Origin of the sequence: Micromonospora sp. C28ISP2-4, assembly GCF_030519385.1 — a bacterium.
Taxonomy (GTDB): Bacteria; Actinomycetota; Actinomycetes; order Mycobacteriales; family Micromonosporaceae; genus Micromonospora; species Micromonospora tulbaghiae.
In genome coordinates, this window is sequence record NZ_JAUMKG010000002.1 from 800,382 (window position 1) to 825,266 (window position 24,885).

A 24,885-nucleotide genomic window follows, 5' to 3' on the forward strand; every position below is an offset into this window, starting at 1 on the left:
GCCACCCCGAGACCTGTGGATACGGTACGGGAAGGAATCGGTAAGGAAACCTTCCTGGAGGACTGGTGCACGGTCTGCGGCGCTGGTGGGACGACACGGCCGGCGGGCTGCCCGCCACGTTCTGGTACCTCTGGTCCGGCCTGCTGATCAACCGGGCCGGTGCGTTCGCGCTGCTGTTCCTGTCGCTCTACCTGACCGCCGCGCGGGGCGCACCGCCGTCGCTGGCCGGGCTGGTGGTCGGCGCGTACGGGATCGGCGGTGCGGCCGGGACGCTGCTCGGCGGTGTGCTGGCCGACCGGTGGGGACGGCGGGCCACACTGCTCGCCGCCCACCTCGCCGCCGCCGGGCTGATGGCGGCGCTGGCGTTCACCACGCACCTGGCGGTGATCGCCGTACTCGCCACGCTGGTCGGGGTGGCGCACTCGATGCCCAGTCCGGCGTTCGTGGCCGCCATCGTGGACGTGGTGCCCGAGGCGCGCCGCTCCCGCGCGTTCAACCTCCAGTTCTGGGCGTTCAACCTGGGCATGGCGGTGGCCTCGCTGCTGGCCGGCGTCCTCGCCGAGGCGAGCTTCACGGCGCTGTTCCTGGTCGACGCCGCCGCCACGCTGGCCGCTGCGGTGGTGATCGCGCTGAAGGTGCCGGAGACGCTCACCCGGCGGCCGGCGCCCACGCCGCAGGCGTTGGCAGGACGCCGTCCCGGGCTGCACACCGCGCTGACCGACAGCACCTTCCTGGTGTTCGTCGGGCTGACGTTCCTGCTGGCCGTGCTGACCATGCAGACCTCCACGATCATGCCGCTGGCGATGCGCGAGGACGGTCTGCGCCCGTCGGCGTACGGGCTGGTGGTGGCGCTCGGCGGGGCGCTCATCGTGGTCGGGCAACTGTTCGTGCCCCGGCTCATCGAGCCGTACCGGAAGTCGAGCGTCCTGGCCGTCTCCACCGGCCTGATGGCGCTCGGGTTCGGCGCGCTGACGGCGGCCGACGGGCTGCCGCTCTACCTCGGCGCGGCGGTGGTCTGGACGGCCGGGCAGATGCTCGCCGCGCCGCCCAACGCGCAGATCAACGCGGACCTCGCGCCACCTGAACTGCGTGCCCGCTACCAGTCGGTGTTCTACCTGACGTTCCCGGCCGCGTCGTTCGTGGCGCCGGCGCTCGGCGGGCTCAGCCTGGAACACCTGGGCGAGCGGCACTGGCTTGTGGTGGGCGCGCTCGGCCTGGTGGCCGCAGCCGGGCATCTGCTCGCCGGACCGCGCCGTGAGCGGCGGGTGGCCGCGCTACGGGCGGCGCAGCGCTCCGGGACCACAGTCGGGTCCACCCGCTGACGGGCCGGTCGCCCGCTGACGGCCCTGGAGACAACGGCAGAGCGCCCACCCCGACCCCCGTCGAGATGGGCGCTCGTACCGTACGCCCGGCGGCGGCGGGCGACACTCACCCCCGTAAGCGTCGCCCGCTCGCGCCGCCGGTTCCACGGGCGGCACCGTCCCCCAACGGTGTGCTCCACCCGATCTTCGCGTCTCGCCTGCGCGGATCTGATCGATCCACCGCTCCCCCGAACGAAAACAAGCGTGACGCGGTGCAATAAAGTTAGTTCGCCCGGATTCCGGATTCAACCCAGAACGCTGTCTTGCCCGTCACAGCGCCCGTGTCGGAAATCCGGCTGTCCGTGCTGTCGTCCCTGGAATGGCAAACACGGGTTTCCCGTCCGCCATTCCCGCAAACCTCAGCCGTCCTCGCGATTCGGGTTCTCGGTCCGGAAGAAGTTGCTCTGCCGGCCGTCCCGCATCTGCTCCTGGTAGATCAGGTTCAGCCGCCGCAGGTCGAACGTGCGGAACCAGTCGTCCCAGGTGATCTCGCGGATCCGGCTGCTCTCCCGGTACCCGGGGATGTTGAACGTCAGCACCCCGGGCCGGCCCTCACGCTCGGTGCCGGCGATGGTGGCGGGCTTCGCGCCCCGCTCGCGCGCCCAGCGCTGGATCACCTCGTGGTTACGGGTGACCAGGCTCCGGCCCGGACGCTCCGGCCGGTCCGCTAGCGACGTGATGAGCTGCGACGATCCGATCGACCGGCTGGACGCCGGCCCACGGGTCGGCGCGGCCTGCGCGCTCGGCGCCTTCCGGGCCGGCGCGGCCTTGGCCCGCGAGGGAGCCGCCTTCGCCCTCGACGGAGCCGCCTTTGCACGTGACGGAGCCGCCTTCGCCCGAGCGGGCGCGGCCTTCGCGCGGGAGGTCGCGGCAGTGGCCCGGCCGGGCGCCGCCTTCGCCCTCGACGGGGCCGCCTTGGCGCGGGACGGGGCCGCCTTCGACCTCGCCGTGGTCGCCCGTGACGAAGTCGCCTTCGCGCGGGACGGCGCCGCCTTGGCCCGCGACGAGGTCGCCTTGGCGCGGGACGGGGCCGCCTTGCGCGTACCCGTCGCCTTGGCCCTGGCGCCGGTGGCGCGTGCGGCCGGCGCGGCCTTGGCCGGCGACGTGGCGCTCCGGCGGGCCGACGTGGTCCGCTTCGCCGCAGTGGTCTTCTTGGCGGCGGTGCTCTTGCGGGTCGCCGACGCCCGGCCGGCCGGTCCGGTGCTCCGCCGGGCGGCGCCGCCCTCCCCGCGCATGGTCCGCGCCAGGGTCTTCACCAGTTCCGGCTTCCGCAGCGCGGAGATCCCGGAGACCCCGCGCCGCTTGAGCTGGCTGCGGATGTCGTCGACCTTCATCCGGGAGATCTCCGACTCCGACACCCTCGGGGTGTTCGGCGTCTGGTTGCCGCTTTGCCGCTTCGTCCGGGTCGCAGTCGTGCCGCGACCTGAGCTGTTGCGCTGAGCCATGGGACACGCTCCTCGACAGTCCGTCCTCGGCCCGCGGTGGGTCCCTAGTGCTCCGCACCGCGCGGGGCGGCATACCCGTCAGGAGGGCTCCGAACCTCCGGCGGACGATCCGGCAGTGGCGGACGGCTCGAAGAGGTGCGCGAACGCGGCCAGGTTGGCTGTCGACTCGCCGCGCTTGACCCGCCACTCCCACTCCCGGCGGATGGCGGTGCCGAAGCCGATCTCCAGCATGCTGTCGAACGACTCGTCGGCGTACGTCAGCACGGAACCGAGCAGCCGGTCCAGCTCGTCGGCGTCGATCCCGGCCAGGTTGACTCGCCCGGTCAGGTAGACGTCGCCGACGGAGTCGATGGAGAACGAGACGCCGTACATGCGGGCGTTGCGCTGGAGCAGCCAGGCCCACAGCTCCTCGCGGCGCTCGTCGGGCTGGCGCATCACGAACGCCTCGACCCGCAGCGCGTGCTCACCCACGATCAGGTTGCAGATCGTCTTGAGCTTGTGCGTGCCGGGCAGCGTCACCGCGTACGACGCCTCGCCGGTCGACTCCCACTCCAGCTCACGCTCCGCGCAGACGGACTCGATCAGCGCGGCGACCTCACTCCTGCGGCTCATCGCACCCACTCTACGACCGGCGTACCGGGGCCGCCCGGTGGCCGGTGGAGATCACCAGGAGCACAGCGCGGCCGGTTCGCCGAGCCGCCGCGCCAGCCGGGCCCGGTGCTCGGTGATCGCCTCCCCGTAGACCGCGAGCAGGCCGGAGGCGGTGCGGTGCCAGGAGAAGTCCCGGGCGTGCCGCTCGGCGCCCCGGCCCAGCGCGGCACGGCGTACCCGGTCGGGCAGCAGCCGGGCCATCGCCCGCGCCCAGTCGGCCGGGTCGTGCCCGTCGATGAGCATGCCGCTGACGCCGTCGCGTACCGCGGTGACCAGGCCACCCACGGCGGCGGCCAGCACCGGCGTGCCGCACGCCTGGGCCTCCAGCGCTACCAGCCCGAACGACTCGTTGTGCGACGGCACCGCGACCAGGTCGGCGGCGCGGTAGAGGGCGGGCAGGTCCCCGCCGGTCTGCGGCGGGAGGAAACGCACCCGGTCGGCGACGCCGAGCGCGTGCGCCAGTTCGATCAGCGCGGTGGGCCGGTCCAGGCCGGTGCCGCTGGGCCCGCCGCAGATCACCACGGTCAACTCGTCGGCCAGCGCCGGGTCCCGCTCACGCAGCGCGGCGGCGGCACGGACCAGCACGTCCGGCGCCTTGAGCGGCTGGATCCGGCCGACGAAGGCGACCACGTACCCGTCGGTCGGCAGGCCGAGCCGGCGGCGGGCGGCCCGGGTCGCGGCGTCCCGGTCGCCCGTGGCGGGACGGAACCGGTCCAGGTCGACGCCGGGCTCCACGACCGCCACCCGGCCCGGAACGGCGGCGTACCGGTCGAGCAGGTCGCGGGCCTCGACCCGGGTGTTGGCGACCAGCCGGTCCGCCTCGGTGACCACCTGCTCCTCGCCGATCACCCGCGCCTTCGGCTCGGGACGGTCCCCCGCGGCGAGCCGGGCGTTCTTGACCTTCGCAAGGGTGTGCGCGGTGTGCACCAGCGGTACGCCCCACCGCTCCTTGGCCAGCCAGCCGACCTGACCGGAGAGCCAGTAGTGCGAGTGGATCAGGTCGTAGTGGCCCGGCGGGCGGGCCGCCTCGGCGCGCAGCACCCCGGCGGTGAAGGCGCAGAGCTGACCCGGCAACTCCTCCTTGGTCAGCCCCTCCAGCGGACCGGCGGTGACGTGCCGGACGGACACCCCGGGCGCCACCTCGACCACCGGGGGCAGGTCACCGGCGGTGGCCCGGGTGAAGATCTCCACCTCGACGTCGGCCTCGGCCAGCCGCCGGGCGACCTCCAGGATGTAGACGTTCATGCCGCCCGCGTCACCGGTACCGGGCTGGTGCAGCGGCGACGTGTGCACCGACAGCGTGGCGATACGGCGGGGCCGCGGCCACGGAAGGGCACCTCGCTGACGACCGACACCGGTGTGCAAATCCGCCACGTCCGCTCCCTCTGTCACGGTTGATGCCGTCCCGCACGACCGGCGCTTCTCGGTCAACCCGTGTGCCGGATGTCATCTTCCCCATGGGGGTACGGAAATGCTTTCCGCCGGGTCCCGGGCGTGACGGACCTCATCCCGCCGCCCGGCCCGGCGACGGGAGACAATGACCGGATGACTTCAGTCGCCATCGTCACCGGGGCGTCCAGCGGGATCGGCGCGGCCACCGCCCGCCGGCTCGCCGCCGAGGGGTTCCACGTGCTCGCCGCCGCCCGGCGTACCGATCGGCTGGTCGCGCTGGTCGCCCAGATCGAGGCGGCCGGCGGCGCGGCCACAGCGGTGGCCTGCGACGTGACCTCGGACGAGTCGGTAGTCGGCCTGGCCGCCGCCGCCGAGGCCGCCCCCGGGCCGGTCACGCTTCTGGTGAACAACGCCGGCGGCGCCCGCGGCCTGGACCCGGTCGAGACGGCCGACGTGGGCGACTGGCAGTGGATGTACGACGTCAACGTGCTCGGCACGCTGCGCGTCACCAAGGCGCTGCTCCCGGCGCTGGAGCGCTCCGGCGCCGGCACGATCGTGATCGTCAGCTCCACCGCCGGGCACGTGGTCTACGAGGGCGGCGGCGGCTACACGGCCGCCAAGCACGCGCAGACAGCGATCGCCGGCACGCTGCGGCTCGAACTGTGCGGCCGGCCGGTCCGGGTCATCGAGATCGACCCCGGCATGGTGAAGACCGAGGAGTTCGGCCTGGTCCGCTTCGGCGGTGACGCCGACCGGGCCGAGGCGGTCTACGCCGGAGTCGCCGAACCGCTCGTGGCCGACGACGTGGCCGACTGCGTCGCCTGGTGCGCGACCCGCCCGCACCACGTCAACATCGACCAGCTCGTGGTACGCCCGCTGGCTCAGGCCGCGCAGCACAAGGTGCACCGGACGTCCTAATGGAGCGTCCGCTCGGCGTGGCCACCCGGGGCACCACCAACCCCAACCGGCTCCGGCGGGTGGACAACTGGATCGTCGAGACCTGCGGCGACGCGTTGCGCGCCGCCGCGGACCCGCTCGTGGTGGACCTCGGCTACGGCGCCACCCCGGTCACCCCGGTCGAGCTGCGCGCCCGGCTGGCGTCCGGGGTCCGCGCCGACGTGCGGGTGGTCGGCCTGGAGATCGAGCCGGTACGCGTCGCCGCCGCCCTGCCCGCCGCCGACCCGCCCGGGCTGACGTTCGCCAGGGGTGGCTTCGAACTGGCCGGGCTACGCCCCGCGCTGGTACGGGCGTTCAACGTCCTCCGCCAGTACGACGAGAGCGAGGTGGCCGACGCCTGGCGTACCGTCACCGAGCGGCTCGCGCCGGGCGGGCTGCTGGTCGAGGGCACCTGCGACGAGCTGGGGCGGCTCGGCTCCTGGGTGCTGCTCGACTCCGCCGGCCCGCGCACGCTCACGCTGTCGGCGAAGCTGACCACGCTGGAGAGCCCGGCGACGCTCGCCGAGCGGCTGCCGAAGGCGCTGATCCACCGCAACGTGCCGGGCGAACGCATCCACGAGCTGATCGAGGTGCTGGAACACGCCTGGCGCTCGGCCGCCGGCTACGCCCCGTTCGGCCCCCGGCAGCGCTGGCTGCGGACGGTCGAGGCGGTGAAGGAGGCGGGCTGGCCGATCCAGGACACCCCGCGCACGTGGCGCCACGGCTACCTCACGCTCCCCTGGCCCGCCGTAGCCCCCCGCTGACCCCGCGCCCACATCCGCATTGATCTTGCACTTGCTGCCCCGGAAAAGCGGGCAAAACACTCGAATCGAGGGCCGCAAGTGCAAGATCGCCGGGGCGGGGGCGGGGCAGGGGTGGGGTGGGGCGGGTCAGATGGTGCAGTTGATGAGGACCGGCTCGGGGTGCAGGGTCACGCCGAAGCGGGACCGTACGCCGTCGCGGATCTCGCGGGCCAGCGCCACCAGCGCGGCCGTACTGGCGGTGCCGGAACGGTTCGTCAGCGCCAGCGTGTGCTTGCTGGAGATGGCGACGCCCTCCGGGCCCGCGTACCCCTTGCCGAACCCGGCCTTGTCGATGAGCCACGCCGCGCTGACCTTCACCGTGCCGTCGGCGCCCGGCCAGTTCGGCGGCTGCCCCAGGTCGGCGGCGCGTTCCCGCACCTGCTCGAACACGTCGCCCGGCAGCACCGGATTGGTGAAGAACGAGCCCACCGACCAGGTGTCCGGGTCGGCCGCGTCCAGCACCATGCCCTTGCCGGCGCGCAGCTCGCGCACGGTGGCGCGGGCGTCGGCGAGCGGCACCCGGTCGCCGACCTCGACGCCGAGCGCCCGGGCCAGTTCGGCGTAGCGGACCGGGCCGGACAGCGGGGACCGGGTGAGCCGGAAGTCGACGGTGAGCACCACCCAGCGGTCGCTGTACTTGAAGATGCTGCCCCGGTAGACGAACCCGCAGTCGGCAGCGGCGATCCGCACCACCTCGCGGCGGGTACGGTCGTACGCCTCGACGGCGACGATCGTCTCGGACACCTCCTGGCCGTACGCGCCGACGTTCTGGATCGGGGTCGCGCCGGCCGACCCGGGGATGCCGGAGAGGCACTCCAGCCCGGACCAGCCGCGCTCGACGGTGGCGGCGACGAGGTCGTCCCACGGCTCGCCGGCTTCGACACGTACGGTGACGGTGTCGCCGTCCTCGGCGACGACCCGGAACCCCCGGGAGCGGACGAGCACGACGGTGCCGGGGAAGCCCTGGTCGCCGATCACGACGTTGCTGCCGCCCGCCAGCACCAGAACGGCCTGGTCGCGGGCTTCCGCTTCCTGCACCTTTAGTACGATCTGGGCGGCGTTCTCGGCGGTCTCCAGCTGGCCGGCTGGTCCGCCGAGCCGGAGCGTGGTGTAGCGCGCCAGGGTGGCCGGATCGGTCGGGTCACCGGCAGTAGCCGGTTCGGCGTAGACGTCTGACACGCCTTTCACCCTAGGCTGAGGGGTAGCCGGAGCACCCACTGGTGGCCCGGTCACCCCCGGGAGGATGGCGATGAGCAGACTGCACCACACGAAGGACTTCTGGATCGGCGCGCTGCGCACGGAGGGCCCCGCCTTCGCCGCGGCGGTGGCGGAGGCGCCGCCCGAGACACCCGTGCTGTCCTGTCCCGGCTGGACGGTCACCGATCTCGCTCATCACCTGACCCGCGCGTACGCCTGGGCGGGCACCGTACTGACCGCGGGCACCGCGACCCGCCCGGAGCGGCACGACCCGGAGCCGCCCGCGGGCCTGACCGCGGCGCAGTGGTACACGCAGGAGTACGAGCGGATCAGCGCGCTGCTGGAGGCGACGGATCCGGAGGCGCCGGCCTGGAACTTCGCGCCCCAGCCGAAGAAGGCGGTCTTCTGGCCCCGCCGCCTCGCGCACGAGACGGCCGTGCACCGCTGGGACGCCCAGCTCGCGATCGGTGCGGGTGATCCGATCGAGGCGAAGCTCGCAGCCGACGGGGTGAGCGAGGTGCTGGACACCTGGCTGCCGGCGGGACGGCGGGTGCATCCCGGGCAGTGGCGCGGCGTGGTGCAGCTGAACGCGACCGACGCCGCGCAGGAGTGGTACCTGCGGTTGCGGGGCGAGGGGGTCGCGCTGCTGGACACCGCCACGATCCTCGACCACGACGACCACCGCGCGCGGGCGCAGGTGGCCGGCACGGCGAGCGATCTGCTGCTGGCGCTGATGGGCCGGATCAGCTTCGACGCGCTGGACGTTGCGGGCGACCGTTCCCTGCTTGGCGGCCTGCGGGTCGGCTGACGAACGGCACCACGCGGAGAGGGGCGGCCATCGCCCCTCTCCTTCTTTTCTGACACCCCTGAGAGCGCTCTCTTGACAAGGTCCACGCCCCTCCCCCAGGCTGTCGTGAGAGCGCTCTCTTAGTTCCGGAACCGCCTTCCACCACCCGTTTCGACGACCCGAGAGGTCAGGACAGCATGCTCACCTTCACGCGCCGCCGCCTGGCGGCGGTTGCAGTGGTCGCCGCCACCGCGCTGCTCGGCACCACCGCCTGCGGCGGCGGCGACGATGCCGCCGCCGACGGGCCGATAACGCTCACCGTCGACGTCTTCGGCCAGTTCGGTTACGCCGACCTCTACCAGGAGTACATGGCCAGCCACCCCGGCGTGAAGATCGTCGAGCGGGGCACCGGCGGCAACCTCGACGAGTACTCGCCGAAGCTCACCCAGTGGCTCGCCGCGGGCAAGGGCGCCGGCGACGTGGTCGCCATCGAGGAGGGCCTGCTCGTCGAGTACAAGGCCAACCCGCAGAACTTCGTCAACCTGCTCGACCACGGCGCGGCCGACCTGAAGGGCAACTTCCTCGACTGGAAGTGGAACCAGGGGCTCACCGCCGACGGCAAGCAGCTCATCGGCCTCGGCACCGACGTGGGCGGCATGGCGATGTGCTACCGCAAGGACCTGTTCGCCAAGGCCGGTCTGCCCACCGACCGGGAGGCGGTGTCCAAGCTCTGGCCCACCTGGCAGGACTACATCAAGGTCGGCGAGCAGTTCACCGCGAAGAAGACCGGCGCCTCGTTCCTGGACGCGGCGACCAACACCTTCAACACGATCCTGCTCCAGACCGCCGGCAACAGCAGCGGCTACAGCTACTACGACACCGGTAACAACCTGGTCGTGGGCAGCAACCCGGCGGTGAAGCAGGCGTACGACACCACCATGGACATCATCGACTCGGGGCTGTCCGGCAAGTACGGCTCCTGGTCCGAGGAGTGGGTGTCGGCGTTCAAGCAGTCGAAGTTCGCCACCATCGCCTGCCCGGCCTGGATGACCGGGGTGATCGAGGGCAACGCCGGCGCCGGCGCCAAGGGCAAGTGGGACATCGCCCAGATCCCCGGCGACGGCGGCAACTGGGGCGGCTCGTTCCTCGCCGTGCCGAAGCAGAGCAAGCACCAGGCCGAGGCGATCGAGCTGGCCAAGTTCCTGACCAGCGCCAAGGGTCAGATCGGCGCGTTCAAGGCGAAGGGTCCCCTGCCCTCTTCGCCGCAGGCGCTGGAGGACCCGGCGATCATCGACTCGAAGAACGCCTACTTCTCCGAGGCGCCGGTCGGGAAGATCTTCGCCGAGGGCGCCAAGAGCCTGAAGCCGGTCTACATGGGACCGAAGAACCAGGCCGTACGCACCGAGGTCGAGAACGCCGTCCGCAGCGTGGAGCTGGGCAAGCGCTCGCCGGAGCAGGGCTGGACCGACGCGGTCGCCAACGCCGAGAAGGCCGCCGCCAAGTAACCGGAGCAGCGCGTGCGGGCGGCCACCCGGCCACGGGGGGCCGCCCGCGCGGCGGAAAGGAGTCCCGGGTCATGGCCGTCCAGCTCGACGCCCGCCCGCCGGTCGCACCGGCGCCCCGCCCCACCCGTCCCGGTCTGGGCAACCGGCTCAGCCGGATCGACACGAAATACTCGCCGTACCTGTTCATCGCCCCGTTCTTCCTGCTGTTCGGCGTCTTCGGGGCGTACCCGCTGGCGTACACGTTCTGGGTCTCGCTGCACGACTGGGACCTGCTCGGCGCCGAGCACCCGTTCATCGGCTTCGACAACTACACCCAGCTGCTCGCCGACTCGGACTTCTGGCACTCGGTGGTCAACACGCTGGGCATCTTCGTGATCTCGACGGTCCCCCAGCTGCTTGCCGCGCTCTGGCTGGCCAACCTGCTCAACCGCCAGCTGCGCGCCCGTACCACCTGGCGGATGGCCGTGCTGATCCCGAACGTCACCTCGACCGCCGCCGTGGCGATCGTGTTCGCGGTGCTGTTCGGCCGCGAGTTCGGGATGATCAACTGGCTGCTCGACCACGTCGGGATCAACGCGATCGACTGGAAGGCGAACCGGTTCGCCGCCTGGGTCGCGATCTCCACGATGGTCGACTGGCGCTGGACCGGCTACAACGCGCTGATCTTCCTGGCCGCCATGCAGGCCATCCCCCGCGACCTGTACGAGTCGGCGGCGATCGACGGCGCCGGCCGGGCCCGGCAGTTCTGGTCCATCACTGTGCCGCTGCTCAAGCCGACGATCATCTTCGCGGTCATCATCTCCACCATCGGCGGCCTCCAGCTCTTCACCGAGCCGCGGATGTTCAACTCCGGCACCAACGCGATCCGCGGCGGGCCGCTGCGGGAGTCGCAGACGGTGACCATGTACATGTTCGAGAACGCCTTCGCGCCGCACTACAACTTCGGCTACGGCTCCGCGGTCGCCTGGCTGCTGTTCGCCCTGATCGCCGTGGTCGCGGCGATAAACGTCCTGCTCCTGCGCCGGCTCGGCGGCGGCTCCCGCAAGGAGGTCTCCCGATGACCCGCCTCTGGTCGGCAAGCCGGCTCACCTACCTGGCGCTGACGCTCTCGGCCGTCCTGTCGATCTTCCCGATCTACTGGATGTTCGTGGTGGCCAGCCGGACCAGCGACACGATGGGCCAGGTGCCGCCGCCGCTCACGCCCGGCGGCAACCTCGGCGCCAACATCGCCCGGCTGTTCGACAACACCGACGCGTACTTCCTGACCGGCCTGATCAACTCCGCGATCGTGGCCACCACGGTGACGATCTCGGTGGTGTTCTTCTCCACGCTGGCCGGGTTCGCGTTCGCGAAGCTGCGCTTCCGTGGGCGCAACGCGCTGCTGCTGGTCATCGTCGCCACCATGATGGTCCCCACCCAGCTCGGCGTGATCCCGCTCTACCTGCTGATGACGAAGCTCAACTGGAACGACAGGCTGCCCGCCGTGATCGTGCCGGCGCTGGTCACCGGCTTCGGCGTGTTCATGATGCGCCAGTACGCGGGCCAGGCGGTCAGCACCGAACTGATCGAGGCGGCCCGGATGGACGGCTGCAACACCGCCCGGATCTACTGGAACGTGGTGCTGCCCGCGCTGCGCCCGGCCGCCGCCGTCCTCGGTCTGCTCACGTTCATGACCACCTGGAACGACTTCCTGTGGCCGTACGCGGTGCTGAACGACCCGGAGAACCCGACGGTGCAGCTGTCGCTGCGGGCTCTCTCCGACGGGTACTACCAGGACATGTCGCAGGTGTTCACCGGCACGGCCATCGCCACGCTGCCGCTGCTGCTGGTGTTCATCGTCTTCGGCCGCCAGATCATCGGCGGGATCATGGAAGGTGCGGTCAAGGCATGAGCAACGTCCGATTCCCGGAGGGCTTCGTCTGGGGCGGGGCCACCGCCGCGTACCAGATCGAGGGCGCCGCCCGCGACGACGGTCGCGGCCCGTCGATCTGGGACACCTTCAGCCGTACGCCGGGCGCGGTGTTCGCCGGCCACACCGGCGACGTGGCCTGCGACCACTACCACCGGCACGCCGAGGACGTCGCGCTGATGGCCGAGCTGGGGCTGCGGGCGTACCGGTTCTCGGTGTCCTGGCCCCGCGTGCGGCCGGACGGCACCGGCCCGGTCGAACCGCGCGGGCTCGACTTCTACGACCGGCTGACCGACGCGCTGCTGGACGCCGGCATCGACCCGATCGTCACGCTCTACCACTGGGACCTGCCGCAGGCGCTGGAGGACCGGGGCGGCTGGACCGTCCGGGAGACCGCCGAGCACTTCGCCGAGTACGCGCTCGCCGTGCACGGCCGCCTCGGCGACCGGGTCCGCACCTGGACCACGCTCAACGAGCCGTGGTGCTCGGCCTACCTCGGGTACGGCTCCGGCGTCCACGCGCCCGGCCGGCGCGACGCCGGTGACGCGTTCCGGGCCGTACACCATCTGCTGCTCGGCCACGGCCTGGCGGCGCGGGCGCTGCGCGCGGCCGGCGCGCAGACGCTCGGGATCACGCTCAACCTGGCCGACGTGCAGCCGGCCGACGCGGGCAGCGCCGCCGACGCCGAGGCGGTACGGCTCGTCGACGGCCTGCACAACCGGATCTTCCTGGACCCGCTGACCGGCGGCGGCTACCCGGCGGACGTGCTGGCCCACGTCAGCCGGATCGTCGCGCCGGACTTCATCAGGGACGGGGACGAGAAGCTGATCGCCGCGCCGCTGGACCTTCTCGGGCTCAACTACTACGCGCCCACCTACGTGGCCGGACGGGCCGACGGCGCGGGAGGTGGCGCGTACCCGGGCACCGCCGGGACCGTCGAGTTCCTGCCGCCGGCCGGGCCGCTGACCGAGATGGGCTGGTCGATCGAGCCGGCCGGGCTGACCCGGCTGCTGGAACGGGTGGCCGCCGACCACCCCGGGCTGCCCTTGATGATCACCGAGAACGGCGGGGCGTTCCCGGACGCCGACCTCGACGAGCGGGGCGAAGTGGCCGACGCCGACCGGGTCGCCTACCTCGACGGGCACCTGCGCGCCGCGCACGAGGCAATCGCCCGGGGCGTGGACCTGCGCGGTTATCTCGTATGGTCGGTGCTGGACAACTTCGAATGGGCCGAGGGTTACCGGAAGCGGTTCGGGATCGTCCACGTCGACTACCTGACCCAGCGGCGCACACCCAAGCGCAGCGCCCGCTGGTACCAGGAGGTGATCGCCCGGAACGGGCTGTGACGAGGTGGTGGTTACGGGGATGACGACGGCACAGCGACCGACCCTGGAGGCGGTGGCCCGGCTGGCCGGCGTGTCCCGGGCCACCGTCTCCCGGGTGGTGAACGGCTCGACCACAGTCGCGGAGCCGATCCGGCAGGCGGTACGGCGAGCGGTCGAGGAGCTCGGGTACGTCCCGAACCTCGCCGCCCGCAGCCTGGTCACCCAGCGGACCGACTCGGTCGCGCTGGTGCTGCCCGAGGCGGCCACCCGGGTGTTCTCCGACGACCAGGTGTTCCCGGGCATCATCAGGGGCGCGGCGCAGGAGCTGGAGGCGGCGGACAAGCAACTCGTGCTGATGCTCGCCGGTTCGCCGGCCGGGCACGAACGGGTCGAGCGGTACACCACCGGCCGGCACGTCGACGGCGTGCTGTTCGCCTCGCTGCACGGCGAGGACCCGCTGCCCGGCCGGCTGGCCCGGCTCGGCATCCCGGTGGTGTGCAGCGGGCGGCCGCTCGACGGCGTCGACGTGCCGTACGTGGACGTCGACCACACAGGTGGCGTGAGCACAGCGGTCCAGCACCTGATCGCGAGCGGACGGCGGCGCATCGCCACCATCGCCGGACCGCAGGACATGGTCGCCGGGATCGAGCGGCTGATCGGCTACCGCAGCGCGATCGGCGACGCCGGGCTGCCGGAGCTGGTCGCGTACGGCGACTTCACCCGGGAGTCCGGCACCGCCGCGATGCGCGAGCTGCTCGCCGCCGACCCGGAACTGGACGCCGTGTTCGCCGCCTCCGACCTGATGGCGCACGCCGCCCTGCGTACGCTGCGGGAGGCCGGGCGGCGGGTGCCCGAGGACGTGGCGGTGGTCGGGTTCGACGACATCGAGACGGCCGCTTACACCGAGCCGCCGCTGACGACGGTGCGGCAGCCGATAGTGGAGCTGGGCCGGTCGATGACCCGGCAACTGCTGCGCATCGCGGCGGGCGAGGAGGTCGAGCAGGCGCTGGTGCTCCCCACGGAGCTGGTGCTGCGCGAGTCCGCGTAAGGAAGGGCCCCCTCTTAACGCCTCCGGTAGAGGAGGGGACCCCTGTTAACAACCCGCTGCGCGTTAACCGGTCGCGGCGCGGGCGGCGGCGGGGCTAGGGTCCGCCGGATGAGTGGAGCCCTGATCCGTCCCGCCCGTGCCGAGGACGCGCCCGCCGTGGTGGCGTTGCGCGCGCTCGTCTACCCGTACCTGGTGCGCGGGGTCGAGTCGACCCGTCGCATGATCGCCGAACCACCGCCCGGCGAGGACTGGGCGGCCTGGGTCGCCGAGGCGGACGAGCAGGTCGTCGGCTGGGTGTCGGCGTACCGCAACACGCAGACCTCGACGCCCGGCGTGGGCGAGATCTCCCTGCTGCACGTGCACCCGGAACACCGCCGCCGGGGCACCGGCACCACGCTGTTCGACACCGCGCTCGGCCACCTGCGGGCGCTCGGGACCACCCGGGTGCTCACCCACGCGCGTACCGAGTCGCTGCCGTTCGCGCAGCGGCACGGCTTCGAGCCCAGCCGCGAGGTGCGCTACTCGGCGCTGGACCTGAGCACGCCTCCGCCGATGCCGCAGCCGCCGCCGGGCGTACGGCTGGTGTCCGCCGCCGGGCTCGACCCGCGGCGCGTGCACCGGGTCGACGCCGAGTCGTCCCGGGACGAGCCGGGGGACGTGCCCACGGACTCGCTCGACTTCGACCTGTGGCGGCACGAGTGCTGGGACAACCCGGGGCTGGACCGGGAGGCGAGCACGCTCGCCGAGGTGGACGGCGAACTGGTCGCACTCAGCCTGGTGAAGCGCGACGGCGACCGGATGTGGTCGGACTTCACCGGCACGCTGCCCGCGTACCGGGGGCGAGGGCTGGGCCGGCTGGCCAAGCAGGCCGCGCTGCACGCCGCCGCGGCGCGCGGGGTACGCACCGCGTACACCTCGAACGACGAGGCGAACGCGCCGATGCTGGCGGTGAACGAGCGGCTCGGCTACCGGCCGGTGGACAGCCAGTGGTCGTGCCGGCGCAAGCTCAGCTGAGCCCGGCGGCCACCCGCAGCGCTGCGGCGTACGTGTCGGCGCCGAACAGCACCAGCCGGGCCTCGGCGACGTGCTCGGGAGTGGCCGCGTGCAGCACGGTGAGCGCCTGCGCCACCGCGTCCTCGACCGGCCAGCCGTAGATCCCGGCGGAGATCAGCGGGAACGCGATCCGGGTCGCGCCCAGCCCGTCGGCGACGCGCAGGCTGTTGGCGTAGCAGTCGCGCAGCAGCGCCGAGCGGTCCTCGCGCGGCGAGAAGACCGGCCCGACGGTGTGCACCACCCAGCGGGCGGGCAGGTTGCCGGCTGTGGTGGCGACGGCCTGGCCGGTGGGCAGTCCGCGCCCGTAGCGGGAGGCGCGCAACGCCCGGCACTCCTCCAGGATGGCCGGACCGCCCCGCCGGTGGATCGCGCCGTCGACTCCCCCGCCGCCCAGCAGCGACGAGTTGGCGGCGTTGACTATCGCGTCGACCTGCTGCGCGGTGATGTCCCCCTCGATCAGGACGGTGTCCATCTCAGCTCTCCTCGATCGGCTGGCCCAGCGACCGGCGGGCCAGCAGCGCGGCCCCGGCGACGGCGGCCGGCATGACCAGCACCGCGCCGAGCGGGATCAGGAAGCACAGGAAGACCGCCACCCCGAAACCGAGCGCCGTCGGGCGGTCGGCTCGCAGCCGCGCCCGCCGGTCCGGCAGCCGCATCCCCCGCCGGTAGAACGGCGCGCCGACCAGCTCCAGCGCCAGGAACCAGCCACCCACCAGGGCGCCGACCACCGGGACCACCGTCTGTCCCACCACCGGGATGAAACTGGCGGCGAACAGGGGTACGCCGATCAGCGCGGACAGCGCGACCAGGCGCAGCGAGTCGGCGAGGCTGCGCCGCAGCGAGGACCAGAACGGCACGTCCACCGCGCCGGGGGTGCCGCCGAGGCGGTTCTCGACCCGCTCGGAGATCGCCTCGTAGAACGGGTCGCCGATGACGAGCGTGACGGCGGTGAACGTGAGCACCCCGACCAGCCCGGCGACCCCGACCACCGCCAGCCCGGCGACGACCCGCAGCAGCCCGCGCCAGGGCGACGACCAGTCGTCGGCGAACGGGGTGAGCCAGGCGGCCAGGTCGTCCACGAAGTAGAGCAGCGTGGCGAACAGGGCCACGTAGAGCGCGCCGGTGATCAGCGCCGGGATCACGCCGAGCAGCATCAGTTTCGGGCTGCGGACGTACATGCCGAAGCCGCGCAGCAGCAGCCCGGCGCCGGCGAGGAAGCGGGTGGCCGCGCCGGTGACGGGCGCGACGGCACGGGAGGCGTTCACGACGGCACAGCCTAGTGGGCTCGCGCACAAACCCGGCTTGTTAGGAGGGGCCCCCTCCAATCCGTATGCGTTAACAAGGGGCCCTTCCTTACACAATGGGTGGGTGCGTGCGTCCCGGCTGATCTCGCTTGTGCTGCTGCTCCAGTCCCGGGAGACGATGACCGCCGCCGAGTTGGCGCGCGAGCTGGAGGTCTCCGAGCGCACCGTCTACCGGGACGTGCTGGCGCTCTCCGCCGCCGGTGTCCCGGTGTACGCGGACCGGGGCCGGGCCGGTGGCTACCGGCTGCTGGGCGGCTACCGGACCCGGTTGACCGGGTTGAGCCGGGACGAGGCCGAGGCGCTGTTCCTGGCCGGGCTGCCCGGACCGGCCGGGGACATGGGGCTGGCCGACTCGGTGGCCGCCGCCGAGCTGAAGGTGCTGGCCGCGCTGCCGCCGAGCCTGCGGGACGCGCCCGTGCGTACCGGGCAGCGGTTCCACCTGGACGTACCGGGCTGGTTCCGGGAGACCACGCCGCCTTCGGCACTCGCCGAGCTGGCCCGGGCGGTCTGGCGGGACCGGATGGTGGAGCTGCGCTACCGGCGCGGGGACCGGGAGGTGACCCGCACGCTGGCCCCGTACGGGCTGGTACTGAAGAGCGGTGTCTGGTACCTGGTCGGCCGGGTCGGCGACGCCTGGCGGACGTACCGGGTCGACCGGGTGGTCGCGGTCGAGGTGGGCGCCGACGGCTTCGACCGGGACGAGGACTTCGACCTCGGGGCGTACTGGCGGGAGCAGGCCGGCGCGTTCCTGCGCGAGCTGCTGCGCGAGCGGGTCACGGTGCGGCTGAGCCCGGCCGGGCTGCGGATGCTGCGGCACCTGGTGGACGCGCCGTTCGTCTACACCGAGGCGGTGGACGCGGCCGGGCCGCCGGACGAGCAGGGCCGGCTGGTGCTGCGGCTGCCGGTCGAGTCGGTGGACGTCGCGTACAGCCAGTTGCTGGCGCTCGGTCCGGAGGTGGAGGTGCTGGCGCCGCCGCGGTTGCGGGCACGCTTCGCCGAGGCGGCCCGCCGCGCGGCGGCGCTCTACACCGATCCGCCGCCGGATCAGCGGTAGCCGTCCGGGTCGGCCGGCTTGCCCGGCTTGACCACCTCCTCGTAGTAGCGGGCCCAGTGCGGGCGGCTGCCGTCGACGTCGGTGAAGCCGTACACCTGGGCCAGGCCGCCGCTGTCGAGAGACTGCCCGTTCCAGCGGGCCCGGTCCGGGTCGGCGGCCAGGGCCGCCACCGCGCGCCCGACGAACGCCGGCGTCTCCGACATGACGAAGTGCGGCTCGGTCTTCGCGGCGTCGCGCCAGGTGGCCTCGGTGACGCCGTAGTGTTCGAGCATCGCCTCCGAGCGCAGCCAGCCGGGCGTGAGCGCGACGGCGGTGCAGCCGTGCGGGGCCAGCTCGTGCGCCTGGCTGAAGCCGAGCCGGTTCACCGACACCTTCGCCAGGTCGTAGAAGACCGACAGGCGGTACTCCCTGTCGTTGTGCTCCTTGGTGCCGTCGCCGACCTCGACGACCAGGCCGCCCGGGTTGCGGATCAGCAGCGGCAACGCGAAGTGGCTGGTGATGATGTGCGTGTCGACCGCCAGCCGCAGCGTGCGGAAACCGGCGTCGAGCGGCTGCTCCCAGACCGGCTTCTCCCAGGTGATCAGCGGGTCCGCGCCCCAGACGTCGTTCACCAGCACGTCCAGGCGGCCCTGCTCGGCGTCGATCCGCTCGACCAGGGCGCGTACCTGCTCCGGGTCGAGGTGGTCGACAGCGACGGCGGTCCCGGTGCCCCCGGCGGCGGTGACCAGCTCGGCGGTCTCCTCGATGGTCTCCGGCCGGTCCATCTCGGAGCGACGCTCGCGGGTGGTGCGGCCGGTGGCGTAGACGGTGGCCCCGGCGGCGCCGAGCTGCACGGCGATCTGCCGGCCGGCACCCCGGGTCGCGCCCGCGACGAGCGCAACCTTTCCGGTCAGTGGTGAGTTCATGGGATCACCGTGTCACCGATACCTGACAGCGGAAGTCCGGTTTCCCTCAAGACCCGGATGGGCGATCATCACCGGTATGCACCTGCTGCTGTCCGGGATCGTCGGGTCGGTCGCGTACGGGCTGGCCGGTCCCGGCTCGGACACCGACCGGATCGGCGTGTTCGCCGCGCCCACGGTCGCGTTCCACGGCCTGCGCCCGCCCCGCGACTCGGTGGTGACCACCGACCCGGACGTCACGCTGCACGAGGCCCGCAAGTACGCGCTGCTGGCACTGAGCAGCAATCCGACCGCCACCGAGCTGATGTGGCTGCCCGACGACTGCTACGAGACCCGTACCGGGTTCGGCGAGGAGCTGATCGCCATCCGGTCGGCGTTCCTCAGCGCGCCGCGCGTCCGCGACGCCTACTTCGGGTACGCCTCGCAGCAGTTCCGCAAGCTCGCCGCCGCACCGGCGGACAGCGGGGGCCGGCGGCGCTCGGCGAAGCACGCCCGGCACCTGGCCCGGCTGCTGCACCAGGGCCGGGTGCTGTACGCGACGGGCGTGCTGGAGATCCGCCTCGCCGATCCGGGCTGGTTCCGCGCGTTCGGCGAACGGGTCGCCGGTGGCGCGCTGGACGAGGCGCAGGCCCTGGTGGCGGCCGCCGAGGCGGAGTTCGACAGGACCCGCTCGCCGCTGCCGGAACGGCCGGACGAGGAGACGGTGGAACGCTGGCTGCTCGCCGTCCGGGCGGCTCACCTGCCGCGCTGACCGGACGGGTCAGTCCGCCAGGCGTACGCGTACCCGGCGGTTGGCCCGTCCCTTGCTCTCCACCTTGACCACCTGGACCTTGCCGATCTGGGCGGTGGAGGCGACGTGCGTACCGCCGTCGGCCTGCACGTCCAGCCCGACGATGTCGACGATCCGCACCTCCTGCTCCTCGGGCGGGATCAGGTTCGACTGGGTACGGATGATGTCCGGCAGGGCGAGCGCCTCGGCGCGCGGCAGCACCCGCACGGCCACCGACCGGTCGGCGGCCACCTCGGCGTTCACCAGCTCCTCGATCCGGGCCTTGAAGTCCGGCGGCACCTCGGGGAGGTTGAAGTCCATCCGCGCCTCGCCCGGCTCCATGTTGCCGCCGGTGACGAGCGCGCCGAAGTCGCGGAACACCACGCCGCAGAGCACGTGCAGCCCGGAGTGGGTACGCATCAGCATGCTCCGGCGGGCGTCCTCCACCGCGCCGACCACCTCGGCGCCGACCGGCGGCACCGGGTCACCCTCGGCCGGGATCAGCCACAGGTCGTCGCCCTTGCGGGTGCCGACGATCCGCGTCTGTACGCCCTGCCAGAGCAGCACCCCGTGATCCGGCGGCTGCCCGCCGCCACCGGGGTAGAACGCGGACCGGTCCAGCACGACGCCCTGCTCGGGATCGGCCGCCAGCACCCGGCAGGTCCACTCGCGCAGGGTCGGGTCGGCGAGGTCGAGCCGGTGCGTACGGCCGTGGTGTGTGACGCCCATGGACGGCGACGTTACCCGTTCAGGAACTCCGAGACGCGCTCCCGCAGGTCGGCGCGCTCGGTCCAGAGAACGCCGGGCCGGTCGTACACGTGCAGTGTGGCGTTGGGGAGCGCGGCGGCGAGCCGTTCGGCGACCGCGACCGGGTGCAGGTCGTCCTCCGCGGCGGCGATGACCAGGGCCGGCGCGGTGACCGCGGCGAGCGACCCGGCGTCGTCGAGCGGGGCCTGGGCCGGCAGGTCGGCCAGCCCCGGCGCGAGCCCGTCGCGTAGCAGCTGGTCGAGCCGCTGCCGCAGGTACGCCCAGCCGGCCGGGGTGTTGCGCACCGACGGCGGCAGCTCCAGCGACACCACGTCGGCCAGCGCCGAGGCGTCGCCCTCGGCCACCGCGTCGAGCAGGCCGGTGAGCCGGGCGCGCGCCACCTCGCCGCGCGGCGTGTCCAGCACGGCGGGCAGGAAGAAGACGAGCTTCTCGAAGCGTTCCGGGCTCTCCGCGAGCAGCCGGCAGAGTGCGCCCGCGCCGAGGCTGGCGCCGAACGCCCGGGTCGCGCCGCTCAGGTCAGCCATCGCGCGCAGGTCACGGGCGAGGTCCAGGTAGCTCCACGGCCCGGGCGGTGAGTCGGAGCGGCCGTGCCCGCGGAACTGGAAGAAGACGCGCCGACCGGCGACGCCGCTGCCGAACGGCCGGGTGGTGGCGATGCCGCTCCCGAGCCCGTGCGCGAACACGGTGACCGGATCACCGGTGCCGGTGACCAGCCGTTCCAGGCTCACCCCGTGCGGGGTGGCGACCAGCTCCGTCTCCGGCTCGGGCAGCGCGGGACGCCCGGTGCGGGGCGCGCCGGGGCCGGGCCCCCAGGTGCGGGGACCGCCGTCGGGTGGCGGAGGCCAGCGGAAACCTCTCACCAGGACCCTCGGCCGTCGTGCAGGTCCCGCAGACCGGGCCGCACGTCGAGCAGGTAGATGAGACCGGCCGCGATGCCGATCAGTCCGAACAGGCTGATCGGGCCGAAGCCGAGCAGGGTCAGCAGCAGGCAGACCGCCAGGATGGCGACCCAGCCGCCCTTGGGCAGCGTGCCGAGCGCGGCGAACCCGTCGCCGCGCTGGGTGACCGCGTGCACCAGCGCCACTCCCTGTACGACCAGGGCGAAGACGAGCAGGATCAGCTGGATCACGTCTTGGACTGCGAACGCGAAGATCGGCGCGGCGATGGCCATGGGGGCAAGCTTATGCCGAGACCCCGGAAACGTCCGACAAGACGTTGTCCGGGGTCCCGGTGGAACTTTCGGTCACTCGGCGGCCGGGCGGGTCCGCTTCGTGGTCTTCGGCAGCTTCGCCGACGGGGTGGCCGGCTTGGCGGCGGCCTTGGTCGCGGTCGTCCTGGTGACGGCCTTGGTCGCGGTCGCCTTGGTGGCACGGGTCCGCTTCACCGCGGCCGGCTTGGCGGCCACCGCCTCGGCCACCTCCGCCGGGGTGGGCACCTCGGTCGTCGCGGCGGCGGTCTCCGGCTTCGGGGCGGTGTCGGCCTTCATGGTCACGTCGGTGCCGGTGGCCTCGGTGGCCTCGATGTCGGCGTTCACCGTGTCGGCGGCCTCCAGCACGCCGGCGCCGACGACGCGCTCACCGCGAGCGACCAGCTCGGCGTACGCGGCCAGCGCACGCTCCTGCGCGGCGTACGCGCCGGCCACTACGACGGCGGCGTTGCGGGTGGCGGCCTCGCGGAGCTTGTCCAGGTTGGCGGCGTCCCGCAGCTTGTCCAGGTTGGCCGCCTCGCGCAGCTTCTCCAGGTTGGCGGCCTCGCGGAGCTGGTCGAGGTCGGTGGCGACGGCCCGCTCGCGCAGCCCGGTGGCGGTCTGGTTGGCGGTCTTCAGCGTCTCGGTGGCCTTCTGGCGCAGCTCGAAGCCGGTGACGACGGCCTTGCCGCCGAGGTCGGTCACGACCCGGGTGCCGAGGCCGCTGACCACTGTCGGCAGCTTGCGCAGCTGCTCCAGGGCCAGCTCACCGGCGCCGGCGGCGGCGTAGAGGGGTGCGGGGATGCGGTTGGTCTTCGGCTGGGTGGTCATGACTGCTCCTCCTCGGCCGCACCGGCGGCCTTCCGGGCCGCCCGGCGGGCGGCCGTCTGCTCAGGGGCGGCGGTGGTGGTCGTCGGGGCGGGCGCGCCGCCCGCTTCGGTGACGGCTACGGATTCGAGGACCGCCTCGGTCGGGGTGCCCTCCGGCGTGACCGGACCGGTCGCGGCCGCCGCGACGGTCGCCGGGGCCTCCGGAGCGGCAGCCGCCGTCGTCTCGGTCATGGTGGTCGCTGCCGCCTCGGTCGCGGCGGCGTCGGTCGCCTCGGCCAGGCGGGCGTTCTCGCGCCGGAACGTCTCGTAGATCTGGGTGAGCGACTGCTTCTGGGCCATGGTCAGCTCGGGGTCGACGGCGATCGCCGCGAGCACGCCCTGACCCTCCTTGTCGTCCAGCAGCCCGGCACGCAGGTACATCGCCGGGGTGGAGACACGCAGCGCGCTGGCGAGCTGCTGGAGCACCTCGGCGCTCGGCTTGCGCAGCCCGCGCTCGATCTGGCTCAGGTAGGGATTGCTGACGCCCGCCTGCTCGGCGAGCTGGCGCAGTGAGATCTTCGCGTTGCGCCGCAGGTCGCGAATGAACCCGCCGACATCGGGAAGGTCCTTGCTGGTGGCCATGACTCAACGCTAGCCCGGGCCGCTAACTCCTGCAAGCAAATCGCTAGCCAGAGTTAGCAGGGTCACCAAAGGTGGGTTGCGGAGCCCATGTCCGGTCCGTACCGTTCTCCCCCGTGACCAAGATCGATATCAACGGCGCCCAGCTCGCGTACGACGAGAGCGGCACCGGAACCGCCGTGGTGTTGCTGCACGCCGGCATCGCCGACCGGCGGATGTGGCGCGGGCAGGTCCCGGCACTCGCGCAGCGGCACCGGGTGATCACACTGGACCTGCGCGGCTACGGCGAGTCGGAGCTGCCACCCACGCCGTTCGCTCACCACGACGACGTGATCGGGCTGCTCGACGCGCTGGACATCGAGCGGGCCGCGCTCGTCGGCTGCTCGTTCGGCGGCCGGGTCGCCGTGGACGCCGCGCTCGCCCACCCGGAGCGGGTCTCGGCGCTGGCACTCTTCGGTGCGCCCGTCTCCGGCAACGAGTGGTCCGAGGAGACCGAGCAGCTCTGGGAGGAACTGGTCGGTGACGTGGACCCGGAGGACTTCGCCGCCACCGCCGCCGGCGAGGTGCGGTTCTGGGTGGTCGGCCCGACCCGTCGCCCGGAGGACGTCGACCCGGAGCTGATCCGGTTCGCCGAGGAGATGGACCGCCGCGCGCTCGCCGCCGAGCAGGCGCTGAGCGCGATCGAGGTGGGCGAGCTGGACCCGCCGGCGATCGACCGGCTGGGCGAGCTGCGCGTACCGGTGCTCGTCGGCACCGGCGCCGACGACCTGGCCGACATCCGCCGCCTGGCCGACCGCATCGCCGACGAGGCCCCGAACGGCGTACGCATGCCAGACGTCCCCGACGCGGCCCACCTGCTCCCCCTGGAGCGCCCCACCGAGACGAACACCGCCCTACTGCCCTTCCTCCCCTGACCTTCCCGCGCCGCGCCTCGCCTCCCGCGCCTCGCCTCCCGCGCCTCGCCTCGCCTCGCCGCGCCTCGCCGATCTTGCACTTGCGGCCCTTGGTTCGCCTGGAATGTGCAGTTTGTCGGGGCAGGAAGTGCAAGATCGCGGCGGCGGAGTCACCAGAGGGGGCGGATGGCACCTACCGGGAGGCCGCCGCCGAGCAGGGGTGGCTCGGCGTACTCGGTGAGGATGGGAGCTCGCACGTTCAGGCGCGCCAGGGCTGAGGTCAGGACCGGTGTGCGGGCTCTGGCGGCGCCGTCGTCGATCTTCAGGGCGACGGCGCCGACCTCCGGGATCGCCGCCGCGATCACGCCCTCCGCGCCGATCTTGGCGAGCAGACCGGGTACGCCGCGCATCAGCCGCGTGTCCTCCGCCTGGGTGCCGCCGACCAGCTCCGGGTACGTCCGCATCGCGTCCGCCACCGTCCGCTCGACGGTGCCCGGCTCGGCGCTGACCAGCCGCAGGAACGCCCGGGCCAGCCCGGTCAGCGAGACGGCGAGCACCGGCGCGCCGCAGCCGTCCACCCCGACCGCAGCCGCCCGCTCGCCGGTGAACTCCTCGATGGTGGCGGTCAGGCGCTGCTGGAGCGGGTGCTCCGGGCGCCAGTAGCCGTCGAGCGGCCAGCCGGCCGCCAGGCAGGTGCGCACCATGCCGGCGTGCTTGCCGGAGCAGTTCATCAGCACCCGGGCCGGGCCGCCGCCGGCCCGCAGCACCGCCTCCCGGGCGGCCTCGCCGAACGGCAGGTCCGGCGGGCAGTGCAACGCGTCCTCGGTCAGGCCGGCGTCGCGCAGCAGCGCGGTGACCCGCTCGACGTGGAACTCCTCGCCCGCGTGGCTGGCCGCGACCAGCGCGATGTCGGCCGGGCCGGTGAGCGGCAGCCCGGCGCGGAGCATCCCGATCGCCTGCATCGGCTTGTTCGACGAGCGGGGGAAGATCGGCGAGGTGACGTCACCGGCCCCGGCGACCGGCTCACCGGCGGCGTCGAGCACCACCACGGAACCCCGGTGGACGCCCTCCACGAAACCGGACCGGACCACCTCGGCGAGCGGCACACCGCCCTCGTACGTTTTTCCCACGGTATGGACCGTACCGAGG

The 24,885-nt window shown here is 73.0% G+C and carries 26 protein-coding genes and 1 pseudogene; 14 read left to right on the plus strand and 13 right to left on the minus strand.

Annotated features, from left to right (window positions below; genetic code table 11):
* Positions 1-65: 65 nt before the first annotated feature.
* Positions 66-1,322 (plus strand): MFS transporter, encoded by a 1,257-nt coding sequence (locus Q3W68_RS12550; RefSeq protein WP_302905545.1) that lies wholly within the window; start codon positions 66-68, stop codon positions 1,320-1,322.
* 398 nt (positions 1,323-1,720) lie between these two features.
* On the opposite strand, the pseudogene Q3W68_RS12555 reads toward Q3W68_RS12550, so the two are convergent.
* A pseudogene (locus Q3W68_RS12555) lies at positions 1,721-2,080 on the minus strand (hypothetical protein); the annotation flags it as partial.
* Between Q3W68_RS12555 and Q3W68_RS12560 the strand changes: the two are divergent.
* Positions 2,037-2,801, plus strand: coding sequence for a hypothetical protein (locus tag Q3W68_RS12560; protein WP_302905547.1), 765 nt, complete (start codon positions 2,037-2,039; stop codon positions 2,799-2,801). The pseudogene Q3W68_RS12555 and the gene Q3W68_RS12560 sit on opposite strands and share 44 nt — an antisense overlap.
* A gap of 83 nt (positions 2,802-2,884) precedes the next feature.
* Here the strand turns inward: Q3W68_RS12560 and Q3W68_RS12565 are convergent, their stop codons facing one another.
* Both Q3W68_RS12565 and mshA read right to left on the minus strand, forming a co-directional pair.
* Positions 2,885-3,418 (minus strand): YbjN domain-containing protein, encoded by a 534-nt coding sequence (locus tag Q3W68_RS12565; protein WP_013288782.1) that lies wholly within the window; start codon positions 3,416-3,418, stop codon positions 2,885-2,887.
* A gap of 51 nt (positions 3,419-3,469) precedes the next feature.
* Positions 3,470-4,831, minus strand: a complete 1,362-nt coding sequence (mshA, locus tag Q3W68_RS12570; RefSeq protein WP_302905548.1) for a D-inositol-3-phosphate glycosyltransferase — start codon at positions 4,829-4,831, stop codon at positions 3,470-3,472.
* A gap of 171 nt (positions 4,832-5,002) precedes the next feature.
* Here mshA and Q3W68_RS12575 point away from each other — a divergent pair, with 171 nt between their 5' ends.
* Positions 5,003-5,767, plus strand: a complete 765-nt coding sequence (locus Q3W68_RS12575; protein ID WP_302905549.1) for an SDR family NAD(P)-dependent oxidoreductase — start codon at positions 5,003-5,005, stop codon at positions 5,765-5,767.
* Entirely contained in the window at positions 5,767-6,549 is a 783-nt protein-coding gene (locus Q3W68_RS12580; protein ID WP_302905550.1) for a class I SAM-dependent methyltransferase, read from the plus strand. The genes Q3W68_RS12575 and Q3W68_RS12580 overlap by 1 nt, the downstream gene beginning before the upstream one ends.
* A 126-nt stretch (positions 6,550-6,675) precedes the next feature.
* On the opposite strand, the gene Q3W68_RS12585 is transcribed toward Q3W68_RS12580, so the two are convergent.
* Positions 6,676-7,767: a UDP-N-acetylmuramate dehydrogenase gene (locus Q3W68_RS12585; RefSeq protein ID WP_302905551.1), complete on the minus strand. Its 1,092-nt coding sequence runs from the start codon at positions 7,765-7,767 to the stop codon at positions 6,676-6,678.
* Positions 7,768-7,837: 70 nt separating this feature from the next.
* Here Q3W68_RS12585 and Q3W68_RS12590 point away from each other — a divergent pair, with 70 nt between their 5' ends.
* The 7 genes from Q3W68_RS12590 to Q3W68_RS12620 all read left to right on the plus strand — a co-directional run bounded on the left by Q3W68_RS12590 (position 7,838) and on the right by Q3W68_RS12620 (position 15,373).
* Positions 7,838-8,593, plus strand: coding sequence for a maleylpyruvate isomerase family mycothiol-dependent enzyme (locus Q3W68_RS12590; protein WP_302905552.1), 756 nt, complete (start codon positions 7,838-7,840; stop codon positions 8,591-8,593).
* 176 nt (positions 8,594-8,769) lie between these two features.
* A complete protein-coding gene (locus Q3W68_RS12595; protein ID WP_302905553.1) occupies positions 8,770-10,077 on the plus strand; it encodes an ABC transporter substrate-binding protein in 1,308 nt (435 codons plus the stop codon).
* A 71-nt stretch (positions 10,078-10,148) separates the two neighbouring features.
* Positions 10,149-11,138: a carbohydrate ABC transporter permease gene (locus tag Q3W68_RS12600; protein WP_013288789.1), complete on the plus strand. Its 990-nt coding sequence runs from the start codon at positions 10,149-10,151 to the stop codon at positions 11,136-11,138.
* Entirely contained in the window at positions 11,135-11,968 is an 834-nt protein-coding gene (locus Q3W68_RS12605) for a carbohydrate ABC transporter permease (RefSeq protein ID WP_030504579.1), read from the plus strand. Before Q3W68_RS12600 ends, Q3W68_RS12605 begins: the two co-directional genes overlap by 4 nt.
* The gene (locus tag Q3W68_RS12610; RefSeq protein WP_302905554.1) at positions 11,965-13,332 is read left to right on the plus strand and encodes a GH1 family beta-glucosidase; all 1,368 of its coding nucleotides are present in this window, start codon (positions 11,965-11,967) and stop codon (positions 13,330-13,332) included. The genes Q3W68_RS12605 and Q3W68_RS12610 overlap by 4 nt, the downstream gene beginning before the upstream one ends.
* Positions 13,333-13,351: 19 nt before the next feature.
* Positions 13,352-14,359, plus strand: a complete 1,008-nt coding sequence (locus tag Q3W68_RS12615; RefSeq protein ID WP_302905555.1) for a LacI family DNA-binding transcriptional regulator — start codon at positions 13,352-13,354, stop codon at positions 14,357-14,359.
* Positions 14,360-14,467: 108 nt separating this feature from the next.
* Positions 14,468-15,373, plus strand: coding sequence for a GNAT family N-acetyltransferase (locus Q3W68_RS12620; RefSeq protein WP_302905556.1), 906 nt, complete (start codon positions 14,468-14,470; stop codon positions 15,371-15,373).
* On the opposite strand, the gene Q3W68_RS12625 is transcribed toward Q3W68_RS12620, so the two are convergent.
* Entirely contained in the window at positions 15,366-15,884 is a 519-nt protein-coding gene (locus tag Q3W68_RS12625; protein ID WP_302905557.1) for an O-acetyl-ADP-ribose deacetylase, read from the minus strand. The genes Q3W68_RS12620 and Q3W68_RS12625 overlap by 8 nt on opposite strands.
* A 1-nt stretch (position 15,885) precedes the next feature.
* On the minus strand, positions 15,886-16,677 hold the full coding sequence (locus Q3W68_RS12630) for an EI24 domain-containing protein (protein WP_302905558.1): 792 nt from the start codon (positions 16,675-16,677) through the stop codon (positions 15,886-15,888).
* 103 nt (positions 16,678-16,780) lie between these two features.
* On the opposite strand from Q3W68_RS12630, the gene Q3W68_RS12635 reads away from it, so the two are divergent.
* Entirely contained in the window at positions 16,781-17,770 is a 990-nt protein-coding gene (locus Q3W68_RS12635; RefSeq protein ID WP_302905559.1) for a YafY family protein, read from the plus strand.
* Here Q3W68_RS12635 and Q3W68_RS12640 read toward each other — a convergent pair.
* Positions 17,761-18,675 carry an SDR family oxidoreductase gene (locus tag Q3W68_RS12640; protein ID WP_302905560.1) on the minus strand — a complete coding sequence of 305 codons (915 nt, stop codon included), beginning with the start codon at positions 18,673-18,675 and terminating at the stop codon, positions 17,761-17,763. The two genes, Q3W68_RS12635 and Q3W68_RS12640, sit on opposite strands and share 10 nt — an antisense overlap.
* Before the next feature lie 76 nt (positions 18,676-18,751).
* Between Q3W68_RS12640 and Q3W68_RS12645 the strand changes: the two genes are divergently transcribed.
* Positions 18,752-19,423, plus strand: a complete 672-nt coding sequence (locus Q3W68_RS12645; protein WP_302905561.1) for a nucleotidyltransferase domain-containing protein — start codon at positions 18,752-18,754, stop codon at positions 19,421-19,423.
* Positions 19,424-19,432: 9 nt separating this feature from the next.
* Here the strand turns inward: Q3W68_RS12645 and Q3W68_RS12650 are convergent, their stop codons facing one another.
* The 5 genes from Q3W68_RS12650 to Q3W68_RS12670 all read right to left on the minus strand — a co-directional run bounded on the left by Q3W68_RS12650 (position 19,433) and on the right by Q3W68_RS12670 (position 22,846).
* Positions 19,433-20,170 carry an alanyl-tRNA editing protein gene (locus tag Q3W68_RS12650; RefSeq protein ID WP_302905562.1) on the minus strand — a complete coding sequence of 246 codons (738 nt, stop codon included), beginning with the start codon at positions 20,168-20,170 and terminating at the stop codon, positions 19,433-19,435.
* Between the two features lie 11 nt (positions 20,171-20,181).
* A complete protein-coding gene (locus Q3W68_RS12655) occupies positions 20,182-21,069 on the minus strand; it encodes an alpha/beta fold hydrolase (protein WP_302905563.1) in 888 nt (295 codons plus the stop codon).
* A complete protein-coding gene (locus Q3W68_RS12660; protein WP_013288803.1) occupies positions 21,066-21,380 on the minus strand; it encodes a DUF2516 family protein in 315 nt (104 codons plus the stop codon). The genes Q3W68_RS12655 and Q3W68_RS12660 overlap by 4 nt, the downstream gene beginning before the upstream one ends.
* 72 nt (positions 21,381-21,452) lie before the next feature.
* A complete protein-coding gene (locus tag Q3W68_RS12665) occupies positions 21,453-22,226 on the minus strand; it encodes a hypothetical protein (RefSeq protein ID WP_302905564.1) in 774 nt (257 codons plus the stop codon).
* Positions 22,223-22,846, minus strand: coding sequence for a helix-turn-helix domain-containing protein (locus tag Q3W68_RS12670; protein WP_302905565.1), 624 nt, complete (start codon positions 22,844-22,846; stop codon positions 22,223-22,225). The genes Q3W68_RS12665 and Q3W68_RS12670 overlap by 4 nt, the downstream gene beginning before the upstream one ends.
* 113 nt (positions 22,847-22,959) lie before the next feature.
* Between Q3W68_RS12670 and Q3W68_RS12675 the strand changes: the two genes are divergently transcribed.
* On the plus strand, positions 22,960-23,757 hold the full coding sequence (locus Q3W68_RS12675; protein WP_302905566.1) for an alpha/beta fold hydrolase: 798 nt from the start codon (positions 22,960-22,962) through the stop codon (positions 23,755-23,757).
* A 149-nt stretch (positions 23,758-23,906) separates the two neighbouring features.
* Here the strand turns inward: Q3W68_RS12675 and Q3W68_RS12680 are convergent, their stop codons facing one another.
* A complete protein-coding gene (locus Q3W68_RS12680) occupies positions 23,907-24,866 on the minus strand; it encodes an asparaginase (protein ID WP_302905567.1) in 960 nt (319 codons plus the stop codon).
* Between the last annotated feature and the right edge of the window lie 19 nt (positions 24,867-24,885).

Excerpts from the sequence above, each read along its gene's own strand:
- Q3W68_RS12565 (WP_013288782.1), bottom strand. The coding sequence starts at position 3,418 with ATGAGCCGCAGGAGTGAGGTCGCCGCGCTGATCGAGTCCGTCTGCGCG.
- Q3W68_RS12575 (WP_302905549.1), top strand. The coding sequence starts at position 5,003 with ATGACTTCAGTCGCCATCGTCACCGGGGCGTCCAGCGGGATCGGCGCG.
- Q3W68_RS12580 (WP_302905550.1), top strand. The coding sequence starts at position 5,767 with ATGGAGCGTCCGCTCGGCGTGGCCACCCGGGGCACCACCAACCCCAAC.
- Q3W68_RS12590 (WP_302905552.1), top strand. The coding sequence starts at position 7,838 with ATGAGCAGACTGCACCACACGAAGGACTTCTGGATCGGCGCGCTGCGC.
- Q3W68_RS12595 (WP_302905553.1), top strand. The coding sequence starts at position 8,770 with ATGCTCACCTTCACGCGCCGCCGCCTGGCGGCGGTTGCAGTGGTCGCC.
- Q3W68_RS12600 (WP_013288789.1), top strand. The coding sequence starts at position 10,149 with ATGGCCGTCCAGCTCGACGCCCGCCCGCCGGTCGCACCGGCGCCCCGC.
- Q3W68_RS12605 (WP_030504579.1), top strand. The coding sequence starts at position 11,135 with ATGACCCGCCTCTGGTCGGCAAGCCGGCTCACCTACCTGGCGCTGACG.
- Q3W68_RS12610 (WP_302905554.1), top strand. The coding sequence starts at position 11,965 with ATGAGCAACGTCCGATTCCCGGAGGGCTTCGTCTGGGGCGGGGCCACC.
- Q3W68_RS12615 (WP_302905555.1), top strand. The coding sequence starts at position 13,352 with ATGACGACGGCACAGCGACCGACCCTGGAGGCGGTGGCCCGGCTGGCC.
- Q3W68_RS12620 (WP_302905556.1), top strand. The coding sequence starts at position 14,468 with ATGAGTGGAGCCCTGATCCGTCCCGCCCGTGCCGAGGACGCGCCCGCC.
- Q3W68_RS12625 (WP_302905557.1), bottom strand. The coding sequence starts at position 15,884 with ATGGACACCGTCCTGATCGAGGGGGACATCACCGCGCAGCAGGTCGAC.
- Q3W68_RS12640 (WP_302905560.1), bottom strand. The coding sequence starts at position 18,675 with ATGAACTCACCACTGACCGGAAAGGTTGCGCTCGTCGCGGGCGCGACC.
- Q3W68_RS12645 (WP_302905561.1), top strand. The coding sequence starts at position 18,752 with ATGCACCTGCTGCTGTCCGGGATCGTCGGGTCGGTCGCGTACGGGCTG.
- Q3W68_RS12650 (WP_302905562.1), bottom strand. The coding sequence starts at position 20,170 with ATGGGCGTCACACACCACGGCCGTACGCACCGGCTCGACCTCGCCGAC.
- Q3W68_RS12660 (WP_013288803.1), bottom strand. The coding sequence starts at position 21,380 with ATGGCCATCGCCGCGCCGATCTTCGCGTTCGCAGTCCAAGACGTGATC.
- Q3W68_RS12665 (WP_302905564.1), bottom strand. The coding sequence starts at position 22,226 with ATGACCACCCAGCCGAAGACCAACCGCATCCCCGCACCCCTCTACGCC.
- Q3W68_RS12670 (WP_302905565.1), bottom strand. The coding sequence starts at position 22,846 with ATGGCCACCAGCAAGGACCTTCCCGATGTCGGCGGGTTCATTCGCGAC.